Raw genomic sequence first — 18,688 nt, 5'->3', positions numbered from 1 at the left:
GATGCGTGCGGAGCGGAGAAGCTGGCTGGGCGTATTGGAATCTCGTACATCGTCGCCTCGGCCGGTGCTGCCGCCGGTGGGCTTGCTGCATTGATCTATGCCATCCGATGGTGGTGAGCATCGCATGAGCCATTCCCTGGAGTACGACCTCGACGCGGTGTTGCCCTTCATGCAGGGCCTGATGCCGGGCCTGGCCCGTTCCCAAGACATGCGCGCCATCGGCCTGCGCCGTGGTGGCCAGCTGGTGGCTGGCGTGCTCTACGAAGGCTTCAACGGCCGCAACCTCTGGATGCACGCCGCGGCCGTGCCTGGCGCGCGCTGGCTGGTGCGCGGCTACCTGCGTGCCTGCTTTGCTTATCCGTTTCTGGTGTGCGGAGTGGATCGCGTGAGCGGCTACGTGAATGAGAGCAACACCCTTGCGCGCCGCTTCAATGAGCATCTGGGATTTCGTGAGGAAGCCCGCCTGTGCGGCGCAGCGCCGGACGGTGGTGATGTCGTAATTATGACAATGTGGAAGAGGGAGTGCGTATATCTGGAAGTGTAAAAAAATTGCAATCTACTTTGCCTGAGAATCTTTCGGCTTTATAGCTTGCCAAATAGAATATGGATGGGCCGGTTTTGTTAGATGTGCATTAAAGCCAACGTCCGCTGTTTGTTCCCTTTCCTTTTTTTCACCCCATCCAGTCAAAGCGATTAGCTGTAGGTTTAGAAATCTATTATCGGCCCGTATCCTTCTGGCAACTTCATATCCGTCCATGCCCGGCATACCGAGATCTAGTAGCAGGACGTCGAATTCTCGTAAGGCAAGAATGCTAAGTGCGTCTGCGCCGCTGTAGCATGTCTGTGTGTTCGCCCCATGCGCTTGCAAAAGCATAGAAATTGATGTGGCTGCATCTTGGTTGTCATCAACCACAAGAATCTTCAAGCCGGCGAATGCCTTATTCGGCATTGACTGGGAAGATGAAACCGGCTTCGCAGAGTGATTGGCGATAGGAAGAAGAACAGTAAATGTAGTACCCTTATTTGGACCAGGACTAAATGCGGAGATGGAACCATTGTGTTTTTCCACTAACCTACGTGCAAGGTTGAGTCCTATTCCCAGGCCGCCAGTGCTGCAGCCTGGGTCCGCAACTTGACTGAAGAGTTCAAATATGTTGTGAAAGTTGTTCTCTTCCAATCCAATGCCAGTGTCGGATATTTGTATGATAATTTCCGTTCTAATGACCTTTGCATCCACGCTAATATTTCCACCTTTGGGAGTGAATTTACATGCGTTGTTTATTATGTTGCTAAATACCTGAGTTAAGCGCACGTTGTCTCCGTATACCGGCATAAATGTTTCATCCATCCGAAAGGAGAATGTGTGCTGGTTCTTCTCTATTTCTGGCTTGCAAGTTTCATAAGCAGATTGTAATATATCTTTTATATCAACAATTTCAGGCTTTATGACGATTAATCCGCGGTTTATACGCATGACATCTAGCAGTTCATCCACTAGGCGAGTCATATTCTTAGTCTGTCTAGACATCATTTCGAAAACTCGTGCTTGCTTCGGCGTGTGTTCATTTTTTGCCAGCAAATGAAGGCCGGCGCTTATGGGAGCAAGCGGATTTCGCAGTTCATGCGCAAGTGTTGCAAGGAAAATATCCTTTCGTTCGTTCGCTTGCCTCAACTCTTTTTCAGCACGAGCGCGTTCAACAGCATCCCAACTCCTCGACGCTATTTCTCTAAGTAGCGCTTGCTCACGTTCACTCCATCGACGAGGAGAAGTTTGCTGTGCAAAGAATGATCCAACCCATTTTCCTTGCTTCATTAGCGGGGCAGTGAGGCAGGCACGGACGCCGCCAATTGCGGCAAAGGCGGCGCGGGAAAGTTGGGTGCGCTCGTCTGTGGCTACGTCATCAATTACAACGTTATCGCCAAGTCTATAAAGGGAAATTAAATCTTCACCAAAATTAGCACATTGGTGGCGTCCGAGTGCATTTTCCATGTTCCCGTCCGTCCAGCAGGTCTGTACATCCAAGTATTTGCCGCAAGACGAAAGTTCGGCAAAACCGCATCGCCCAACATTCAGAAGAAGACCCATGCTTTCGCATGCTCGTGCCATTATTTCTCTATCGTCGCTTAAAGCACGAAGATCATCCGTTAGCCATAAAGAGAAGGTGCGTATTTCCTGATTACTGCGTATGCTTGCATCTAGGTTGCGTAGTTGTGAAATATCTTTCATCGACACCATTAGCAACGGTCTATTGCCGCCTGAGGTTAATCGAGTCAATGAGACTTCAAGAAATAAGGAGATGGTTTTTGCTTCTTTTTCAATGCGTTTATTTTTTCCGCTAGCAAAAACTTCATCAAATATATCGTACCAAAGTTCATCTGCATTTGGAAATGATTGTCTAACTGTTTTTCCCTTTGCAACACCCTCTCCTAAAAGTCGGATAGCGTTTTTATTTGCAATGATGTAGCGCCAATCTCTTAAGGAACTTGAACCCGTATCAATGCGCTCCAGAACGACAATGCAATCATCAGTATGTTCTATGACCTCGCGAAGAAGGGCTAGTTCTTCGCGTGCATTTTGATCGTGGTTGTTAGCACTGGAAAAGCTATTGGGTTGCATTGGAAATATTGGTATCTATGAATGATGGAAATTAAACACAGCGACTTAATCCGGAATATTACGCCTAGGCAGAAACGTATAGTTAGGAGTATTAACCTAATTTCTTAACGTAAGATCTGAGAAAAAGTTTTAATTTTATGTAGGCTTGTACCTACCATGCGCCGTACCAAGCCTGCCACGCTTGAACGCCAAGGAGTTGTAATCCAATGGCACGTTGGCACAGAACTGAGTTTGAATTTTTACCCTCCCGGGCATTTCGTCCACGCGGCGGGAATTCTATGACGCTCGAAGGTGGCAAAGGCAGCAGCGCGCCCGCGCCCGACCCGCGCTTGGTGGAGGCGCAGATCAAGTCTATGGGCATCCAGGACGCTGCTATTCAGAAGATCCTGAGCCAGTCCGACGAGATGGCACCGCTGCAAAAGGAGCAGACGCAGTTCGCGCTGGACACCCAGCGGCAGGCTTGGGAGCAGTCGCAGGAAGACCGCGACTATGCGCTGGGGCGCCGCGACAAGCTGACCGGACTGCAGGACACCATGGTCGAGGATGCGCACACCTTCGACACGGAGGCCAAGCGCGAGGAACTGGCCGGCCAGGCGGCCGCCGATGTTTCCCAGGCCTACGAAAGCTCCAAGCGCACCCAGAACGCAGAAATGGCGCGCATGGGCATCAACCCTGCGGACGGCAAATATGGCGCCGCCTCCAACGCGCTCGCAGCTGGCGAAGCCCTGGCCATGGCCACCGGCAAGAACTCGGCCCGCACGGCGGCGCGTGCCGAGGGCAGGGCGCTCACCGACCGCGCACAAACCGCATTGGCCGGCTACCCGGCCATGGGCATGCAGACCACGGGACAGGGCGCGGGCTTCGGCACGGCCGCACAGATGGCGGCGAACAACGGATTGGCGGGGCTGAACTCGGGCTACGGGCAGGCTGGCGGCATGGCCGGCCAGATGGGCAGCAACGCCACCAGCATGTGGGGCGCCCAGGCCAACCACCAGGCCAACATGCAATCGAACGAGTCGGTGGGCGGGCTGCTGGGCGGGCTGGGCGGCGCGGCTGCAGGGCTGGCCAAGCTCGGGGTGTTCTCCGACCGGCGCCTCAAAGCCGATGTGGAGCGCATCGGCGTGGATGAGCGCACAGGCCTGCCGCTCTACGAATTCGCCTATACGGCCGAACCTGGGCGGCGCTACGTTGGTGTCATGGCCGACGAGGTGCTGGAGCGGTTTCCCGATGCGGTTCTGTTGGACGAGTCGGGCTTCATGCGCGTGGACTACAGCGCGCTCGGTATTGAATTCAAAGAGGTCAAGTAATGCGCCGTGGACGTTCTCCTATTGCCGATTTTTTCAACAACTTCAATGCGGCCTATGACACCACGGCCAAGGTGGGGCGGGATATTGAGGTGGCCAATGCCGTGAATGCAAAGCCCACGGAGTCCCAGGCCTACACGGAGGAGCAGGGCAAGGAACTGGAGGGGCTGGCCGCGCAGGGCTACAAGATCGACTTCGACCAAGCCAAGAATGCCTATGTCGCCAGCAACGAGGCAGGAGACGCCAAGACACTGGCCATGCAGGGTCTGACCACGAACTTCATGGGCAAGCAGCTCACAGGCGGCGCAGAAGCCAACAAGGCTGAAATTGACCGGATGCGCTCCATGTCCGTGGCAGACGCCATTGCCAAGCATGATCCCGAGGCCGGCATGAAGATGCGCGGGCAGGTAGAGGACCGTGTCTTCAAGGGGAAGGAGCAGGCGCGCTCCGAAAAGGCCTGGGCACGCGAAGACGGCATCGAGGCACTGGACAAGCAACTGGGCGACGAATTCGAGACGGGCCTGATGGGGGCGGACGGACAGCGCCGCAAGCCCACCTTCTCGGACTTCCTCGGCAACCAGGAAAAGCGCGCCTTCATGCTGCACCAGGCCGGCTATGCGAAAGAGGCCAACGAGGCCGCGCAAAAGGCTCTGGCCACCAGCTACTCCAAGGCCCAGCTCGAAACCGAAGAGCGCAAGCAGGCCCTGGGCCCGGCCGTCGCGGCATTTGCCTCGGGCCACTACGGCCCTGCCATGGAATACCTGAACAGGTACGGCCTGGGCGGAGCCTCCAAGGTCACGGGGATCGAGCGCGGCAAGGACGGCGGGATCGTCATGAACATGGTCGGCGTCGATGGCAAGCCGCTGGAGCCCGTGCGCACCACGGCCGAGCAGGCCGACGCCATGCTTCGCTCCACCGTGGACCCGGGCGCGATCTACAAGCTGAACCACGACAACTTCCAGCGGCAGCTGCAGCTCAAGGCCGACCGCCGTGCCGACCATGCCGACCAGCGTGCAGCAGGCGCCGATGCACGCGCTGCGGCATCCCACGGCATTGCCATGGAGGATCGCCGCGAGCGGCTCCAGGACAAACGCGACTTGCGGGATGTGCGCGAGGCCATGGCGCGCGAATCAAACCCCAGCATCTCGGACACCCAGATCCGGGCGGTGCGTGCCGGCATCCTGCAAACACCTGGTGCTGACAACGCCAAGGCCAAGTACGACTATGACCCGGTGAAGGTGCAGAAGGCATTTGGGGAAACTATCCCCGGCCGATTCCCGGGTGACAAGGACACAGTGAAGCGCGATATAGACAAGGAGCGGCGTTTCCAGGAGTTCATGGCCGACAACCCCAACATCAGGGACGTGGACGAGGGGCTAGTGAAGTTCAATGCCGCTGATGTGAAGCGCACCCGGGGTGAGAAAGCTGGCCGGGCCTCGGCCGTGCAGGGCGCCATGTCGCCGGAGGCCATTGCCGCGACGGCCAAAAAGTACGGCATGACCGAGGACCAAGTGCGCGACAAGCTGCGCTCCCAGGGCCTCATCAAGTAGGCGGGCCTGGGCGTACCAAGCCTGACAGCCTCGACGGAGTCCCATCCGCGAGGTAATGCATGCCCCAGACCCCCCAAAGCACCGCCGATGGCGGTGTTGACCTGTTCGAGATTGCCGGTATCGATCCCACGGCGAAGACGGCAACCCAGGCCCCTACCGGGGACATTGATCTGTTCGCGCTGGGCGGTATCTCCATCGATGTGCCCAAGCCTAAGCCGCAGGGCATAGGCGGCTATGTGGCTGACGCCATCACCGACGTGTTCAAGCGCGCGGGCGGCGCCGCTGTCTCTGGCGTGGCTGCCGTGCCCGAAGCTGCCCAGTCGGGCATCCGCGCCACGGTGCGCAGCGGCACCGGCGGCGACCCCGCCACGGTCATGCCCGGCGGTGCATTCATTGCGGGCATTGACACAGACGAGGCCATCAACGGCCCGATGACGCAGCAGCAGCGTGACCGCCGCGAGCTTCAGGCGGAGCGCGCGGCCGTGGGCGTGCGCCTGCCGGGCGCCGAGACGATGGCCCGCGCCGGCCGCGATGCGCAGAAGGCCATCAACGACACGACCAGCCAGGCCACGCAGGACGCGGTGGCCAATTCACAAATCACGGGCAACCTGCTCAAGGGCGAGATCGACTTCGGCAAGGACCCGTCCGTGCGCGGCTTCCTGATGCAGGGCGCCGATGTGTTCGGCAGCATGTTCCCCGTGGTGGCCACGGCGCTGGCCACGCGCAGCCCGGGCGCGGCCGGCGCCGTGGGCGGTGCCATGGCGGCGGGCGAGGGCGTGGAGAACGCGCGGGAGTTCATCGCCAAGCAGTCGCACGAGCAACTGCTGGACACCAGCCCGCTGTACCGCCGCATGATCGATGCCGGCGCGGCACCCGACGAGGCGCGGCGCATCACCAGCGCCAAGGCCGAGGACGCCTCGGCGCTGCTGCAGGGCGCGGTGGCCACGTTCGGCGACCGCTTCACCGGCAAGCTGGTGACGGGTGGGCTCGACCCCCTGCTGGCCCGCGTGGCCGGCCGTTCGGTGCTGGGCAAGACGGCGGCCGGCGCGGGTATCTCGGCGCTGGAGGAGGGCACGCAGGAGCTGGCCGAAGGCGTGGCCTCGGACCTGGGCACCAAGAGCGTTGCCCATGGCAAGGAAATCGGCGAGGACTCGGCCGCCAACTTCGTGCTGGGCGCGCTGGGCGGATCTGCACCAGGTGCCGCCCGTGGCGTGGTTGCCGGCGTGAAGGGTCGCGGCACCAAGGCGGATGCCGGCGGGCGCAGCACGGTCATCGACGTGACCTACAAGGACGCCGAAGGCAACACGGTCACAGACGTGGCCACGACTGCAGACGCCTCCCCTGGTGACGGCGCAGCAGCTGCGCGTGTGCAGGACACCCAGGCCCCGGCGCCTGTCGCGGCGCCGGCCGCGCCGCAGACGGAACAGCAGCGCGTGCAGCAGCCCGATGGCACACCCGAGTCCATGGACAGCACCACGGCTGCCACGCGCCTGGCCGAGCTGGAGGTGATCGACAGCACCACGGGACTGAACCCTGTGCAGCAGGAGGAGCGTGCAGCGCTGGCACAGCGCCTGGAGCAGGACGCTGCGCGCGAGGACGAGCTGGAAGCCCTGGGCGATGAGCCCCAGGCCGTGGCCGCCGAAGCTGCTGCGGCCGAGCAGGCGCCGGCGTTCGATCCGGGTGCAGTGCGGTCCAAGACTTGGCCCCAGTTCGTGCACGAGCGCGGCGAGAAGGTGGCCACATTGCGCCGGGGTACGCCCATCTGGGACCAGCTGCAGCATGAATGGGCCGCAGTGAAGACGCGCCGCGCCGGCACCAACCCCGAGGGCACGGGCGCCGCCGGCACGCCGGCACAGGAGATCCAGAACCGCGACCGCAGCCGGCCGGCGAGCGTGGTGCAGATGCAGGGCATGGCCCAGAACCCCGACTACCTGCGGCTGGGCGTCTCGCGCAGCCCCGAATCTGGCGCGCCCATGGTGTTCGCCGTGGGCGACCAGGCCGACGCCGTGCAGGCGCTGGGCCGGGCCGACGTGGCGGTGATGAGCGATGGCCAGCGTGTGCCGTTCCGCTATGGCGTGATGGAGGCGGCCGACGTGCAGCCGTCCAACTTCGCAGATGGCGCCGTCAATCCGCTGTTCGACGCAGCGCACCCGGGCACCGTGAAAGCCCTGAACAACGGCCGCACGGCGGGCCTACGCGCTGCCTATGAGCGCGGCACGGCTGACGCTTACCGGCAGGAGCTGGCTGCCGACAGCGACATGCACGGCATCGACCCGGCCGCCATTGCTGGCATGCAGGCCCCGGTGCTGGTGCGCCTGTATTCCGAGAAGGACAACCAGGTCAACATGGGCGCCAAGAGCCAGAGCCAGGCCCTGGGCCTGTCCGCCACGGAGCAGGCAGCCACGGACGCGGCCCTGGTGGACGGGGGCGTGCTGGAGGTGTTCGACAGCGGAGCCCTGGACAGCGCCGCCAACCGAGATTTCGCGCGGGCATTCATCGGCAAGCTGCAGGAGCAGGGCCAGGACGTGGCGGGCATGATGGACGCCAACGGCGCGCTCTCGCCGGCCGGCGTCACCCGCCTGCAGGCGGCGCTGGTGCACAAGGCCTACAGCGACGGCGACTTGGTGGAATCGCTGTTCGGCTCCACCGACAACGACATCCGCGCCATCGGCGAATCCCTCAAGGCCGTGGCCGGCGAGTGGGCCAACCTGCGCCTGGCGGCCGAGCGCGGCGCCATCAATGCCGAGGTGGACGTGACCGAGAACCTGCTGCAGGCTATCCGCCTGGTGCAGAAGGCCCGGCGCGAGCGCGCGGCCCTGCATGACGCTGTGCAGCAGGTTGACATGTTGACGGGCGACGTGCCCGACGCCCTGACCGTGGGCATGCTGCGCCTGCTGTACAGCGGCCATTACCTGACCCGGCCCGTGGGCCGCGACCGCCTGGTGGAGTCCCTGCGCGCATACATGGGCGCAGCCTTGGCGACCTCGGCCGCCGGTGATACGTTCGGCGAGCAGGTAGGCCCTGCCGCGATTCTTGCCGCCCTGAGCGGCCAACCCGTCCCACAGCGACAACAGACCAATGACACAAGCACCGACTCCCAGCAAGCCCCAGCCCCGCAAGGCAACAGAGAACCCCCTGGCAGCGATGCTGCTGGGGAGCGTGCTGATGCAGCAGGGCCAGAGGCACGGCGACAAGAGCCAGACGGAGCAGGGCGAGCAGTTGCTGGAGATCGCGCAGAACGCCCAGGGCAAGAAGCCGACGCCGACAGCGGCGCCGTAGCGCCTGCGCTGGAGCTTTCCAGCTACACCCCCGAAGAAATCCAAGCCCAGCAGGCTCAGCAGCAGGAGGCCGAGCAGCGCCTTGCGCGCGACGAAGCACAGGCCGAAGCCCAGGCGCGGGCAGCCCGCGAGCGCAAGGAAGTGGCCGAGCGCCAGGCGGCCAGCGCCGAGCACTTCCAACTGGGCCAAGACGCGAAGGATGCGCTGAGCGGCCAGCAGGGAATTTTCGACAAACAGGCTGCTGCTGAGCCAGCCCGGCCAGACACTGCTGCAGCACCTGCAGCACCTGCAGCACCTGCAGCACCTGCAGCGACCCAGCGGCCCAAGCTGCGTGACACGCGCGGCACAGGCGTTCGCCTGCATGGCACCAGCCGCCCGCTGCCCGAAGGCGGGCCAACCAACGATGGCGTTTATCGCGGCAACGTCCTCAACATCTACGGCCAGGGTTTCTACACCACAGACGCCGCCGACATCGCCGCCGGCTACACCCGCAAAGGGCAGGGCGGCGAGCCCACGCTGTATGAGATTGTCGAGCACTCCCCTGTCCGTCTGTATGACATGAATGCTCCGATGGAGCCTGAAGTGCAGTCCATGGCCAAGCGCGTCCTGGACGACCTGGCCCGCGACGAGAACACGGAGACGGGTGAGCGCATCACCACGCTGGCCCAGCTGTTCGATGAAGCGCGCGCCGAGTCTCGCTACGAAGGCGTGAGTGCGGACGAGCTGCAGGAGCGCTTCGATGGCATTCGCTACAACTTGGAGGACATGGGCTATCGCGGGTTTGCGCATGTGGGCGGCGGAAAGACCGGCAACCAGGCCCACAAGGTGAACATCTATTGGTATCCCGAGGATGATCTGTCCGTCACACGAAGCGAGCTGTCCCGTTTTGAGGAAGGGGCTGAGCAGCCGGCGGGCGTGCCTTTCAAGCGCGCGGAGAGTTCCGTGGCCCCCACCATGACGGCAAACCTGGCGCAGGAACTGCTGCGCATCGCTGGTGGCGCGGCGCCGGCGGGCGCGCGCCATGCGCCCCAGGCGCCCATGGCGCGCGCGCAGAAGGTCGTGGACGAAGTGCGCCAGGCCTGGGCCAATGCGCCGCGCATCAACGTGGTGTTCGACCTGCAGGACCCGCGCGTGCCCCAGGAGGCGCGGGACACGGAGCGACTGCAGGCGGCCGAGGGCGCGGAGGGCGTGCCCAAGGGCTTCTATTTCGATGGCGAGGTCTACCTGGTAGCGAGCCAGCTGGCCACGCCTGAGGAAGCTGCCCGCGTTCTGTACCACGAGGCACTGGGCCACCACGGCCTGCGCGGCGCCTTCGGCGAGAAGCTGGACGCAGTGCTTGACCAGATCATCGCTGCCCGCCCGCGCGAGGTGCGCGCCAAGCTCAAAGAGTATGGCGAGCTGGACGACATGGTGGGCCGGCGCTACGCGGCCGAGGAGTTGCTGGCCGAGATGGCCGAGACACAGCCGCAGCTCGGCTTTGTCCGCCGCGCCGTCGCCGCCATCCGCGCTTGGCTGCGCACCCATGTGCCCGCGCTGCGCGAGCTGGCCGTGACGGACGCGGAGATCATCCGCGACTTCATCCTGCCGGCGCGCCGCTGGGTGGAGCGTGGTGCTGTGGCTGCCGCCTCGGCGCGAGCGGCGAAGCCTGCGTTCAGCCTGGACAGCGGCGCGGGCCGGCGGGCCCTGCAGGAGCTGTCCCAGCTGGACGACTTGTTCACATTCCCGAAGTCGAAGCAAACGGATCTGAGGGCCATCGCCAAGGAGCACGCTCCGGACATCGAGGTGAGCAAGCCGGTGAGCATTGCCGGCCGGCAGGAATACACGTTGAAGATGCCGGATGGCAAGAAGGCCACGTTGTCGGTGCGCCAGCCCAACCCCTACGGAGAGCAGGTCTACGACATGCTCTACACGGCGGAGGGGATGGAGGCCGTGGCAGGCAGGCCTGGCGAGAACCCGGAGGATGTGCCTCCCACCATGGACGTGTGGCTGGATGTGTCCAAGTTGTCCCGGGGGGACTCGGGTGCCATGGCGTACAGCATCGCCTCCACCTTCGCGCACAACACGGACAGCATCTTCATCGGCGATCCACATGGGTTGAGCAAGACCGCGTTGCGTCGCCGGCTCGAGCAGATGCTGTCCAGCGCCCTGAAGTTCGGCACCACGCGCCACCTGGCGCCGCACCCCGACCAAGTGCGCGGCGGCCACGGTGTGCCAGGCCTGCGCTGGGTCTATGGGGATGACGTGGGCAATGTGGAACGCATGATTGTGGCCACCCTGGAGGGAATGGATAATGCTTTCCCAACTTCCCGCCTGATTGAATATGACGCAGACCACGGTACTTTCCGACGTGCCAGCACCGGAGATCAACTATCACGACAGCGACTGGCTGACGTGGTTGGACGATCCCTCCGAGCAAGCCGTGGCATGGATAGAAGCGGACCAGCAGAAGCGGAAGCTGGCTGGCGAACAGTTGCGCGAGCGGCTGTCTGGCGTGCCCTTCTACGCGAAGCGGGCGGCCGAGACCAAGGCGATCGAAGGGAGCGAGGCTCCCTACTGGGAGAATTTGCTGAGCGGCACGCACAAGTTCTAACCGACCGCAGCGCCAAGCGGCGAGTCTTTTACAGCCGCGGCCCTGCCTCAAGCACGGCCAGCCCGGCACCTTCCAAGGGCCTGCTCGGCCGCCTGCAGGACAAGGTGGCCGACCTCACCGGCTACCGCTCCGTCGATGACTTCCTCTACGCCTGGCAGGACAAGTTCATCGACCTCAAGCGCATTCAGGAGCACATCAAGGCCCTGAACGGCACCGTCAGCGAGACGAATGACGCCTACCGGGGCGAGGAGCTTTACCACAAGCGTGTGGCCAAGCGCACGGCCAACTTCCTGCGCGACGAAGTGCAGCCGCTGCTGCGGCGCCTGAACGCCACGGGCGTGGCCATCGAGGAGCTGGAGCGCTTCCTGCACGCCCGCCATGCGCCCGAGGCCAACCGCGTCATGGCCGAGCGCAACCCGGGCGCCCAGCAGCTGCAGGCCCAGCGCGAGGCCGCCAGCAAGACCGTGGAAGATCTGCGCCGCCAGCTGCAGCGCGCTCAGGCCCGAGGCATGGCCACCGGCCCGGTGCAGAAGGCGCTGGGCCAAGCCCTCATCGACAAGGACCGCTGGGACGGCGCGGAGGCCTACGCCGGCACAGAGGAGGAACGCCTGTCCCTGTCGGGCATGAGCGATGCAGAGGCAGCGACGGTGATGGCCGGCTACAGCCCGGAGCAGCGCCAAGTGCTGGACGAGCTGGCCGCGCGCGTGGACCGCATCAACGACGGCACCCTGAAGACCCTGGAGAACTACGGGCTCATGGACCAGGCCACGCTGACGGCCTGGCGCAAGACCTACCAGCACTACGTGCCCCTGCACCGCGACGAAGCCCACCCGGAGAGCAAGGCACACCCCATCGGCCAGGGATTCAGCACCAAGGGCGACGCGGCCAAGAAGCGCACGGGCTCGAACGAGCGCGTGACCAACATCCTGAGCCACATCGTCATGCAGCGGGAGGCGGCGCTGACGCGCGGCGAAAAGAACAACGTGGTCAAGCGGCTGTACCTGCTGGCCGCCCAGAACCCGGACAAAGAGCTTTGGAGCCTGGAACTGCCCAAGAAGAAGGCGCTGGACCCGGATACGGGCTTGGTCAAGACCATGGTGGATCAGGGCGCCAAGGCTCGCGACAACGTGGTGACTGTGCGCATTGGCGGCAAGGATCGGTACATCGTCTTCAACGAGCGCAACGAGAAGGCCATGCGGCTGGCCATGGCCATGAAGAACCTGGATGCCATGGAACTGGATCGCTTCACGCGGATTGCGGCTTGGATCACGCGGTGGTTCTCCTCGGTCAACACCCAGTACAACCCTGTGTTCGGCGTCATGAACCTGGCGCGCGACCTGCAGGGAGCCATGCTGCAGCTGTCCACCACGCCCCTGGCCGGGAAGCAAGCCGAGGTGTTCCGCAACATCCGGCGAAACACGCGCGCAATCTACAAGGAGCTGCGCCGCGAGCGCAAGGAAGAGGGCGCACCCACCGGCCAATGGGCGCAGCTGTGGGAGCAACTGCAGCTCGATGGCGGCACGACAGGCTACCGCGATCTGCATGCCGATCCCAAGGACCGTGCCAAGGCACTGCAGAAGGCGCTGGACCAGGCTGGCAAGGGCACATCGGTTGTCGCCGGCGGTCGCGCGCTGCTGGCTTGGCTGTCGGACTTCAATGAAACTCTGGAAGCCACAACGCGCCTTGGCGTCTACAAGGCTGCCCTGGACCAGGGCATCAGCCGCCAGGAGGCCGCGAGTATCGCCAAGAACATCACGGTGAACTTCAACCGCAAGGGCCGCAACACCTCCGTGGTGGGGGCGCATTTTGCGTTCCTGAATGCGGCGATCCAGGGCAACAAGCGCATGCTGGAGACGCTGGCGGGACCTGCCGGGCGCAAGATCATGATGGGTGGCGTGGCCCTGGGCATGGTTTCGGCCATGGCGGGGTATTTGATGATGGGCGGCGGCGATGGTGCTGACGACGAATGGAAGAAGATCCCCGAGTTTGTGAAGGAGAGGGCGATCATCATCCCGCTGGGCCGACAGGACTATGTGGCCATCCCGCTGCCCTTGGGGTTCCATGTGTTCCCCAACATCGGCCGCACCATCGTGGAGATGGCCGTGCACGACGACCCGACCAAGAGCCGAATGGGTCACGTCCTGGACATGGCTGTACTGGCCCTCGATGCCTACAACCCGCTGGGTGGGTCTGCTGATCTGGGGCAGATGGCATCGCCCACCTGGTTCGATCCTGCGCTGGCCCTGGCTCGCAACAAGGACTGGACAGGCCGGGAGATCTACCGAGAGGACAGGAATTCAAACGACCCAACGCCAGGCGCGAGCCGGGTGAAGGATTCGACTGCGAAGCCTTACCGCTGGCTGGCCTCCTTGGCCAATACCGCGACGGGCGGCAACGAATGGCGGCCCGGCGCTGCCAGCCCAACGCCGGAGGCCATCGAGTACTTGGTGGAGCAGATCACTGGCGGCGTGGGCCGCGAGGTGAACAAGGCCGTAGCCATGGCCACGTCCGCCTTCACTGGCGAGGAACTGGCGCCGCACCAAGTTGTTCTGGCTGGCCGGCTCTATGGGAACACGCGCGGCGCCAACGGCCAGAGCAATGCCTATTACGAGAACCTCAAGCGAATCAACATCAGCGAGAGCGAGTTCAAAGCCCGGGTCCAACGCGGCGAGGATGCTGATGCGGTGCTGGCTGACGTGCCTCTGGCCAGGGCCCATGAGGCAGCCAAAGCACTGGACAAGAAAATCTCCGACCTTCGCAAGTACCGCCGGGCGATTCAGGCCGGAGATGCTCCTGACAAACGCGACCAAGTCAAGGCCATCAATTTAGAGATTGAAAATTCCATGCGTGCGCTGAATGAGGCGGTAAACGCAACAATCAAGCATTTTTAGGGGTAATGCGGGGCTAGGCTTGACAGGACTCTTAGTTACCGCGCATTTAAAGCTCGCCAGTTTTGTATCTTTCTAAATTATCTTTTTCTTGATAGTTATTTTGTTGAAGGAAACGACTCACGTAGAGAAGATGAAAAGCACTACGCATTCATCAGTTTATGCCTACGAATCTTGCCTCGCAGCTGGTTCAACCTTAAGCACCGAAGTATTTAAGTTTGGAGTAATGAAATGGCTAAACCTCGATATGATGAGAAAAAATTGAAAGATCTTCTTCTGCAAATGATGGAGACTGAGCTTGGAGGGGAACAGGTATATCGAAAAGCTCTAACCTGTGCAATTAATGAAGATTTAAAAAAAGAATGGGAAGAATATCTTGAGGAAACACTTAATCATCAAAACGTAGTGCGTACAACGTGCGAATTACTTAATATAAATGCTGACGAGGATGTGCCTTCCCGGAGCGTTGTCAAGCACATTGGCCTGTCGCTTGTGAAGGCTATGGATTTGGCATTGAAGGCCGGTAATCCGGCCGCCGCGCAACTCGTGGCGTGCGAATGCGTGGTCCATGCTGAAACTAAGGACCACGCCAACTGGGAGCTCCTGGGCAAGGTCGCCGAGGTGGCTACAGGCGAAACGGGCAAGGCCCTCAAGGAGGCTCACGCTCGAGTGGAAAAGGATGAAGATCATCACCTGTATCACACCCAGGGTTGGTGCCGCGAGTTGTGGATCCAGAGCTTGGGTATGCCAGCAGTCCTGCCTCCCCCTGAAGAGGTTAAGCAGGTTGAAACTGCCATCGGCGCATCTCGAGCGGAGCAGCAACGCGAATCCATGCTGTGATGCCTAGGCCGAGGTGGTTAGAACCCACGCCAGTGCCTCACAGCGCGGAGGTGCTGTTGCTGGTGGATGTCATCAACCCGCTTCAATTTCCCAATGCCGGGCCTTTGCTGCAGGAAGCGGTACGGGCTGCCCGGCGCATTGTCCGGCTCAAGGCCAGGCTTCGTGAAAAGGGCGTGGCTACGATCTACGCCAACGACAACTACGGCACTTGGCACAGCGAGTTCAGCGACATTCTGGCCGCCTGCCAGGGTTTGGCTGGCGAGCGTGGCGAGATCGCTCGGCTGCTTGCGCCCGATGCGGAGGATCTGGTGATTCTCAAGCCCCAGCATTCGGCCTTTCATTCCACGCCGCTCCTGCATCTGCTGGGCAGAATGCATGCGCGCAGGCTGGTCATCGTGGGGTTTGCGGCGGACATGTGCGTCATGCTCACGGCTACGGATGCACGCATGTCGGGCTATGAGGTCTGGGTGCCCAGCGATTGCACGGCGGCCGAGACGCCGGCGCGGCGGCAGCAGGCATTGCGGCAATTGAGACAGGCCTTCAAGTGTTCAGTGCGCACCTCAGCGCGTAGTCCCTGGGCGGGGCGGAATTGAAGGGGCGTTGGTATGTGGAACTTGGACATCCATCCGTTTGAGTTGGCTGTACGCGCGCTGGCGGTCTATGTCTTGCTCCTGCTGATGATGCGCATGACTGGGCGCCGTACCGTGGGTCAGTTCACACCTTTCGATCTGCTGGTTGTGATGCTGGTTAGCGAGGCAGCGGGGCCTTCCATGACAGGGTCTGATCAGTCCCTTCCTGGCGGGCTGCTGGTGTGCGTGATCCTCATTGCGTTGAATACGGCCGTGGGTTTCGTGACGGCACGCTGGCGCGGGGCGGAAAAGCTACTGGAGGGCGAGGCGGTGCTGCTGGGGCGGGATGGAACGATCTTCGAGGGTGCGCGCAAAAGCCACCGGGTATCGCGCAACGATATCGAGAAGGCGCTGCGCGAGGCAGACTGCGAGGAATCAGAAATCCGTTGCATGTTCTTGGAGGCAGACGGATCCCTTAGTGTGCAGAAAATGCAGTGAACGGACACGGCAATGCTCTGAGCGGTACTCCCCTTTCCCTCCAAGCCAGCGCTTCCGTTAATGATGGTTTTCACGCGTCCCGTATCACATACCATTCAACCGCAATTGCTGTTTATAGAATAATTTTTCAAACTCTCTTTATGCAAAGTCATATATCTAAACCATCGTCAAAATCCCCCTCAGAAGCTTTAGGTTCCATGCCTGAGACATCGAGTGCTTTATATGCAGATCATTCACGATTGTTGTCCACCTTTGACCATTTCGCCAGCAAGGTGACGCGCTGGGCAGGTACTCCTGTGGCGTTTTGCGTGGCGCTGGTTTGTGTAGTCGTCTGGGCAGCGACGGGGCCAATGTTCAGTTTCTCCGAAAACTGGCAGCTTGTGATTAATACAGGTACTACCATTGTTACTTTTCTGATGGTGTTCCTCATTCAGCAGAGTCAGAACAAGGACAGCGTGGCATTACATCTGAAGCTAAATGAGTTGCTCGCGGCTAACAAGGTGGCAAGTAACCGGATGATTGGAATCGAGGATCTTGACGAGGAGCAATTGAGAGAGGTTGCGGCGTTTTATGTCAGTCTCGCTGCCCGCGCGAGAACGACTGGCGCTTGCAAGGAATGTCACTCCATCGACGAGGACGATCCGACACTTCCTAGCAACTGAAGGATGACCCATGCCTGATATCCCTGACTGGTTGCAGTGGCCCGCCTTCCTCTCCTCCATCGTGGGTGCATGGTGGGTGGGTTCTCGCTCGGCCGAGCGGCGCAACGTAGGCTTTTGGATACTGATGCTCAGCAACCTCCTTTGGGCACTGTGGGGCTGGTCTTCGGGCGCTTGGGCGCTGGTTACCCTGCAAGCTTGCTTGGCGCTAACCAACATTCGCGGCTCTATGAAGGCGGAGCGCTGAACTTTCCGAATGGAGTCGTTGGCGGCTCGCTTGCAGTTCAAGACTGCACAGCCTCATCGAAGCACAGTTAGAAGCGCAACTTGGCGAGGGTGCAGCATAGGTGCTACGAGGAGTCGTGTAGATACCTCTAAGTTGCTGTCAGATAAAGATTTTCTTCAAAAATCAGTTGATCCCAAGCACGAGGCTGCGGTCCCGGTGGGGCAAGATCTTGAGGAGATGTAGCACGGCGCACAGTGCTGCGGTAAGCGCAAGGTGGTATGTCAGGTCCGCACTGATCGCTGGCACCCTATACAGGCCGTTTGCTATGACCAAAACCTGCCCAAAGTAGGTTGAAACAGGGTGAAAAAGGCATGATTTCGAAAACGCCAGAAGCGTGGCTATCGCTGCAAGTTGTTGATGTAAAAGGCGTTTTCTCTTGTGCCTATTTCGGTGAATCGGACTTTTAATCCGTTGGTCGCGAGTTCGAATCTCGCAGGACCCACCAAAGAACACAAGGCCTCGTAGCAATACGAGGCCTTTTTTCTTTGCTATCGAAGAAGTAGCAAGATGGGGCCGAAATTTCCAGGCCGCGTTCCGCAACTCTGGGCGTGTTCCGCAATTCACCGAACGGGCTTCACCTTCTTGCCCACCTTGTGGCGGATGTACTGGGCGGTCATGCGCTCCGTCGTGTGCTCCAGCCGTATCCCGCCGTCGTCATCCAACGTGTTGGCGGCCGTGGCGCGCAGGCCCCGAGGCTGGAACTGCGCCTTGGGAATGCCGGCGGCATCCCGAGCGGCGTCGAAGCGGTCGCGGAGCATGTTCTTGGTCAGGGGCTGCCGGCTTCGTTGAGCTGGCCGAGCAGGATTCAAACAAGCCGAGCATGTGTTGCGCGTGTCTGCGGGACGAGCAGGTTGTGGACCGTCTGGACACCGCGCTACGTCAATCCACTACGGAAATCTTGAGCGCGTACGCCGAAGACTTGCCCTGGCGGGCGGCTGCGCGGTTGAGGAAGACACGCACACGGTAGTCACCGCTGGCGGGCAATGCACCGGTCCATGTGGGGCCGTCTGCCACCTCGCCCCGGTACAGCGCTTCCTCGCTGCCGGGCGGCAGCACGTTGAAGTAGGTGGAGGTGGATTTCGTCTCCATGTGCACGCTCATCTTCTGCCCGGCAACCGCACGCACTATGTAGTCGTGCGCCTGCTCCTTGTTGCCTTGGAGCTTGCCTTGGACAGTCGCGCCCGACGTGCCTTTCTTGAAGGTCACCGCAGTGGACGGAACGTCCGCCTGGGCGATCGCCGGCATTTGTACAAGCGTGATGGCAGCGAAAAATGCAGCTGTGCAAATTCTGGAAAGCATGCTGATCCTTTCTAAGACTGGCTAACACCACCGATCCACGAAGCGTGCACAGATGATCGCCGCTGCCAGTTTTAGCAGCGCTTCGTGGATATCCAGTCGTCTTTCAAAGCGGATTCGCAACTTGCCAAAGCCTGCAAACCATCCATGGGTCCGCTCCACCACCCAGCGATGCTTGCCCAGTCGCTCGCTACTCTCAACGCCTCGCCTGGCAATGCGGCTGGCGATGCCCCGTTGTCTCAAGTGCGCACGGCAACGCTTGTAGTCATAGCCCTTGTCGGCATGCAACTTCGATGGTCTTTTGCGGGGGCGC

The 18,688-nt window shown here is 61.4% G+C and carries 13 protein-coding genes; 9 read left to right on the top strand and 4 right to left on the bottom strand.

The window, feature by feature from the left end:
- Positions 1 to 124: 124 nt before the first annotated feature.
- Entirely contained in the window at positions 125 to 544 is a 420-nt protein-coding gene (locus HFGMBDPB_RS21600) for a GNAT family N-acetyltransferase (RefSeq protein ID WP_212646206.1), read from the top strand.
- A gap of 12 nt (positions 545 to 556) precedes the next feature.
- On the opposite strand, the gene HFGMBDPB_RS21595 is transcribed toward HFGMBDPB_RS21600, so the two are convergent.
- The gene (locus HFGMBDPB_RS21595; protein ID WP_212646205.1) at positions 557 to 2,617 is read right to left on the bottom strand and encodes a PAS domain-containing hybrid sensor histidine kinase/response regulator; all 2,061 of its coding nucleotides are present in this window, start codon (positions 2,615 to 2,617) and stop codon (positions 557 to 559) included.
- 278 nt (positions 2,618 to 2,895) lie between these two features.
- Here HFGMBDPB_RS21595 and HFGMBDPB_RS21590 point away from each other — a divergent pair, with 278 nt between their 5' ends.
- From HFGMBDPB_RS21590 to HFGMBDPB_RS21550, 8 genes are all read left to right on the top strand, one after another.
- The gene (locus HFGMBDPB_RS21590) at positions 2,896 to 3,924 is read left to right on the top strand and encodes a tail fiber domain-containing protein (RefSeq protein ID WP_249343615.1); all 1,029 of its coding nucleotides are present in this window, start codon (positions 2,896 to 2,898) and stop codon (positions 3,922 to 3,924) included.
- Positions 3,924 to 5,471 (top strand): hypothetical protein, encoded by a 1,548-nt coding sequence (locus HFGMBDPB_RS21585; protein ID WP_212646204.1) that lies wholly within the window; start codon positions 3,924 to 3,926, stop codon positions 5,469 to 5,471. The genes HFGMBDPB_RS21590 and HFGMBDPB_RS21585 overlap by 1 nt, the downstream gene beginning before the upstream one ends.
- Before the next feature lie 59 nt (positions 5,472 to 5,530).
- On the top strand, positions 5,531 to 14,230 hold the full coding sequence (locus HFGMBDPB_RS29805; protein WP_249343613.1) for an LPD38 domain-containing protein: 8,700 nt from the start codon (positions 5,531 to 5,533) through the stop codon (positions 14,228 to 14,230).
- Positions 14,231 to 14,458: 228 nt separating this feature from the next.
- On the top strand, positions 14,459 to 15,067 hold the full coding sequence (locus HFGMBDPB_RS21570) for a hypothetical protein (protein ID WP_212646203.1): 609 nt from the start codon (positions 14,459 to 14,461) through the stop codon (positions 15,065 to 15,067).
- Complete coding sequence (locus tag HFGMBDPB_RS21565) at positions 15,067 to 15,660, top strand: cysteine hydrolase family protein (protein ID WP_212646202.1); 594 nt, start codon at positions 15,067 to 15,069, stop codon at positions 15,658 to 15,660. The genes HFGMBDPB_RS21570 and HFGMBDPB_RS21565 overlap by 1 nt, the downstream gene beginning before the upstream one ends.
- A gap of 12 nt (positions 15,661 to 15,672) precedes the next feature.
- Positions 15,673 to 16,134 (top strand): DUF421 domain-containing protein, encoded by a 462-nt coding sequence (locus tag HFGMBDPB_RS21560; protein WP_212646201.1) that lies wholly within the window; start codon positions 15,673 to 15,675, stop codon positions 16,132 to 16,134.
- Positions 16,135 to 16,274: 140 nt separating this feature from the next.
- Positions 16,275 to 16,796 carry a low affinity iron permease family protein gene (locus HFGMBDPB_RS21555; protein WP_212646341.1) on the top strand — a complete coding sequence of 174 codons (522 nt, stop codon included), beginning with the start codon at positions 16,275 to 16,277 and terminating at the stop codon, positions 16,794 to 16,796.
- Between the two features lie 10 nt (positions 16,797 to 16,806).
- Complete coding sequence (locus HFGMBDPB_RS21550) at positions 16,807 to 17,040, top strand: hypothetical protein (RefSeq protein ID WP_212646200.1); 234 nt, start codon at positions 16,807 to 16,809, stop codon at positions 17,038 to 17,040.
- Positions 17,041 to 17,639: 599 nt separating this feature from the next.
- Here the strand turns inward: HFGMBDPB_RS21550 and HFGMBDPB_RS21545 are convergent.
- The 3 genes from HFGMBDPB_RS21545 to HFGMBDPB_RS21535 all read right to left on the bottom strand — a co-directional run.
- A complete protein-coding gene (locus HFGMBDPB_RS21545) occupies positions 17,640 to 17,837 on the bottom strand; it encodes a site-specific integrase (protein ID WP_016454860.1) in 198 nt (65 codons plus the stop codon).
- A gap of 121 nt (positions 17,838 to 17,958) precedes the next feature.
- A complete protein-coding gene (locus HFGMBDPB_RS21540) occupies positions 17,959 to 18,378 on the bottom strand; it encodes a hypothetical protein (protein WP_212646199.1) in 420 nt (139 codons plus the stop codon).
- Between the two features lie 21 nt (positions 18,379 to 18,399).
- Positions 18,400 to 18,688: transposase (locus tag HFGMBDPB_RS21535; protein WP_160854899.1), on the bottom strand; the 289-nt coding region annotated here is incomplete at its 5' end.

This window comes from Delftia sp. PE138 (assembly GCF_018320755.1).
GTDB classification, from domain to species: Bacteria; Pseudomonadota; Gammaproteobacteria; order Burkholderiales; family Burkholderiaceae_C; genus Comamonas; species Comamonas tsuruhatensis.
Note: the sequence above shows the minus strand (reverse complement) of the source record. Positions and strands in the feature narration are given on the sequence as shown.

Excerpts from the sequence above, each read along its gene's own strand:
- HFGMBDPB_RS21560 (WP_212646201.1), top strand. The coding sequence starts at position 15,673 with ATGTGGAACTTGGACATCCATCCGTTTGAGTTGGCTGTACGCGCGCTG.
- HFGMBDPB_RS21600 (WP_212646206.1), top strand. The coding sequence starts at position 125 with ATGAGCCATTCCCTGGAGTACGACCTCGACGCGGTGTTGCCCTTCATG.
- HFGMBDPB_RS29805 (WP_249343613.1), top strand. The coding sequence starts at position 5,531 with ATGCCCCAGACCCCCCAAAGCACCGCCGATGGCGGTGTTGACCTGTTC.
- HFGMBDPB_RS21550 (WP_212646200.1), top strand. The coding sequence starts at position 16,807 with ATGCCTGATATCCCTGACTGGTTGCAGTGGCCCGCCTTCCTCTCCTCC.
- HFGMBDPB_RS21565 (WP_212646202.1), top strand. The coding sequence starts at position 15,067 with ATGCCTAGGCCGAGGTGGTTAGAACCCACGCCAGTGCCTCACAGCGCG.
- HFGMBDPB_RS21570 (WP_212646203.1), top strand. The coding sequence starts at position 14,459 with ATGGCTAAACCTCGATATGATGAGAAAAAATTGAAAGATCTTCTTCTG.
- HFGMBDPB_RS21595 (WP_212646205.1), bottom strand. The coding sequence starts at position 2,617 with ATGCAACCCAATAGCTTTTCCAGTGCTAACAACCACGATCAAAATGCA.
- HFGMBDPB_RS21540 (WP_212646199.1), bottom strand. The coding sequence starts at position 18,378 with ATGCTTTCCAGAATTTGCACAGCTGCATTTTTCGCTGCCATCACGCTT.
- HFGMBDPB_RS21545 (WP_016454860.1), bottom strand. The coding sequence starts at position 17,837 with ATGCTCCGCGACCGCTTCGACGCCGCTCGGGATGCCGCCGGCATTCCC.
- HFGMBDPB_RS21555 (WP_212646341.1), top strand. The coding sequence starts at position 16,275 with ATGCAAAGTCATATATCTAAACCATCGTCAAAATCCCCCTCAGAAGCT.
- HFGMBDPB_RS21590 (WP_249343615.1), top strand. The coding sequence starts at position 2,896 with ATGACGCTCGAAGGTGGCAAAGGCAGCAGCGCGCCCGCGCCCGACCCG.
- HFGMBDPB_RS21585 (WP_212646204.1), top strand. The coding sequence starts at position 3,924 with ATGCGCCGTGGACGTTCTCCTATTGCCGATTTTTTCAACAACTTCAAT.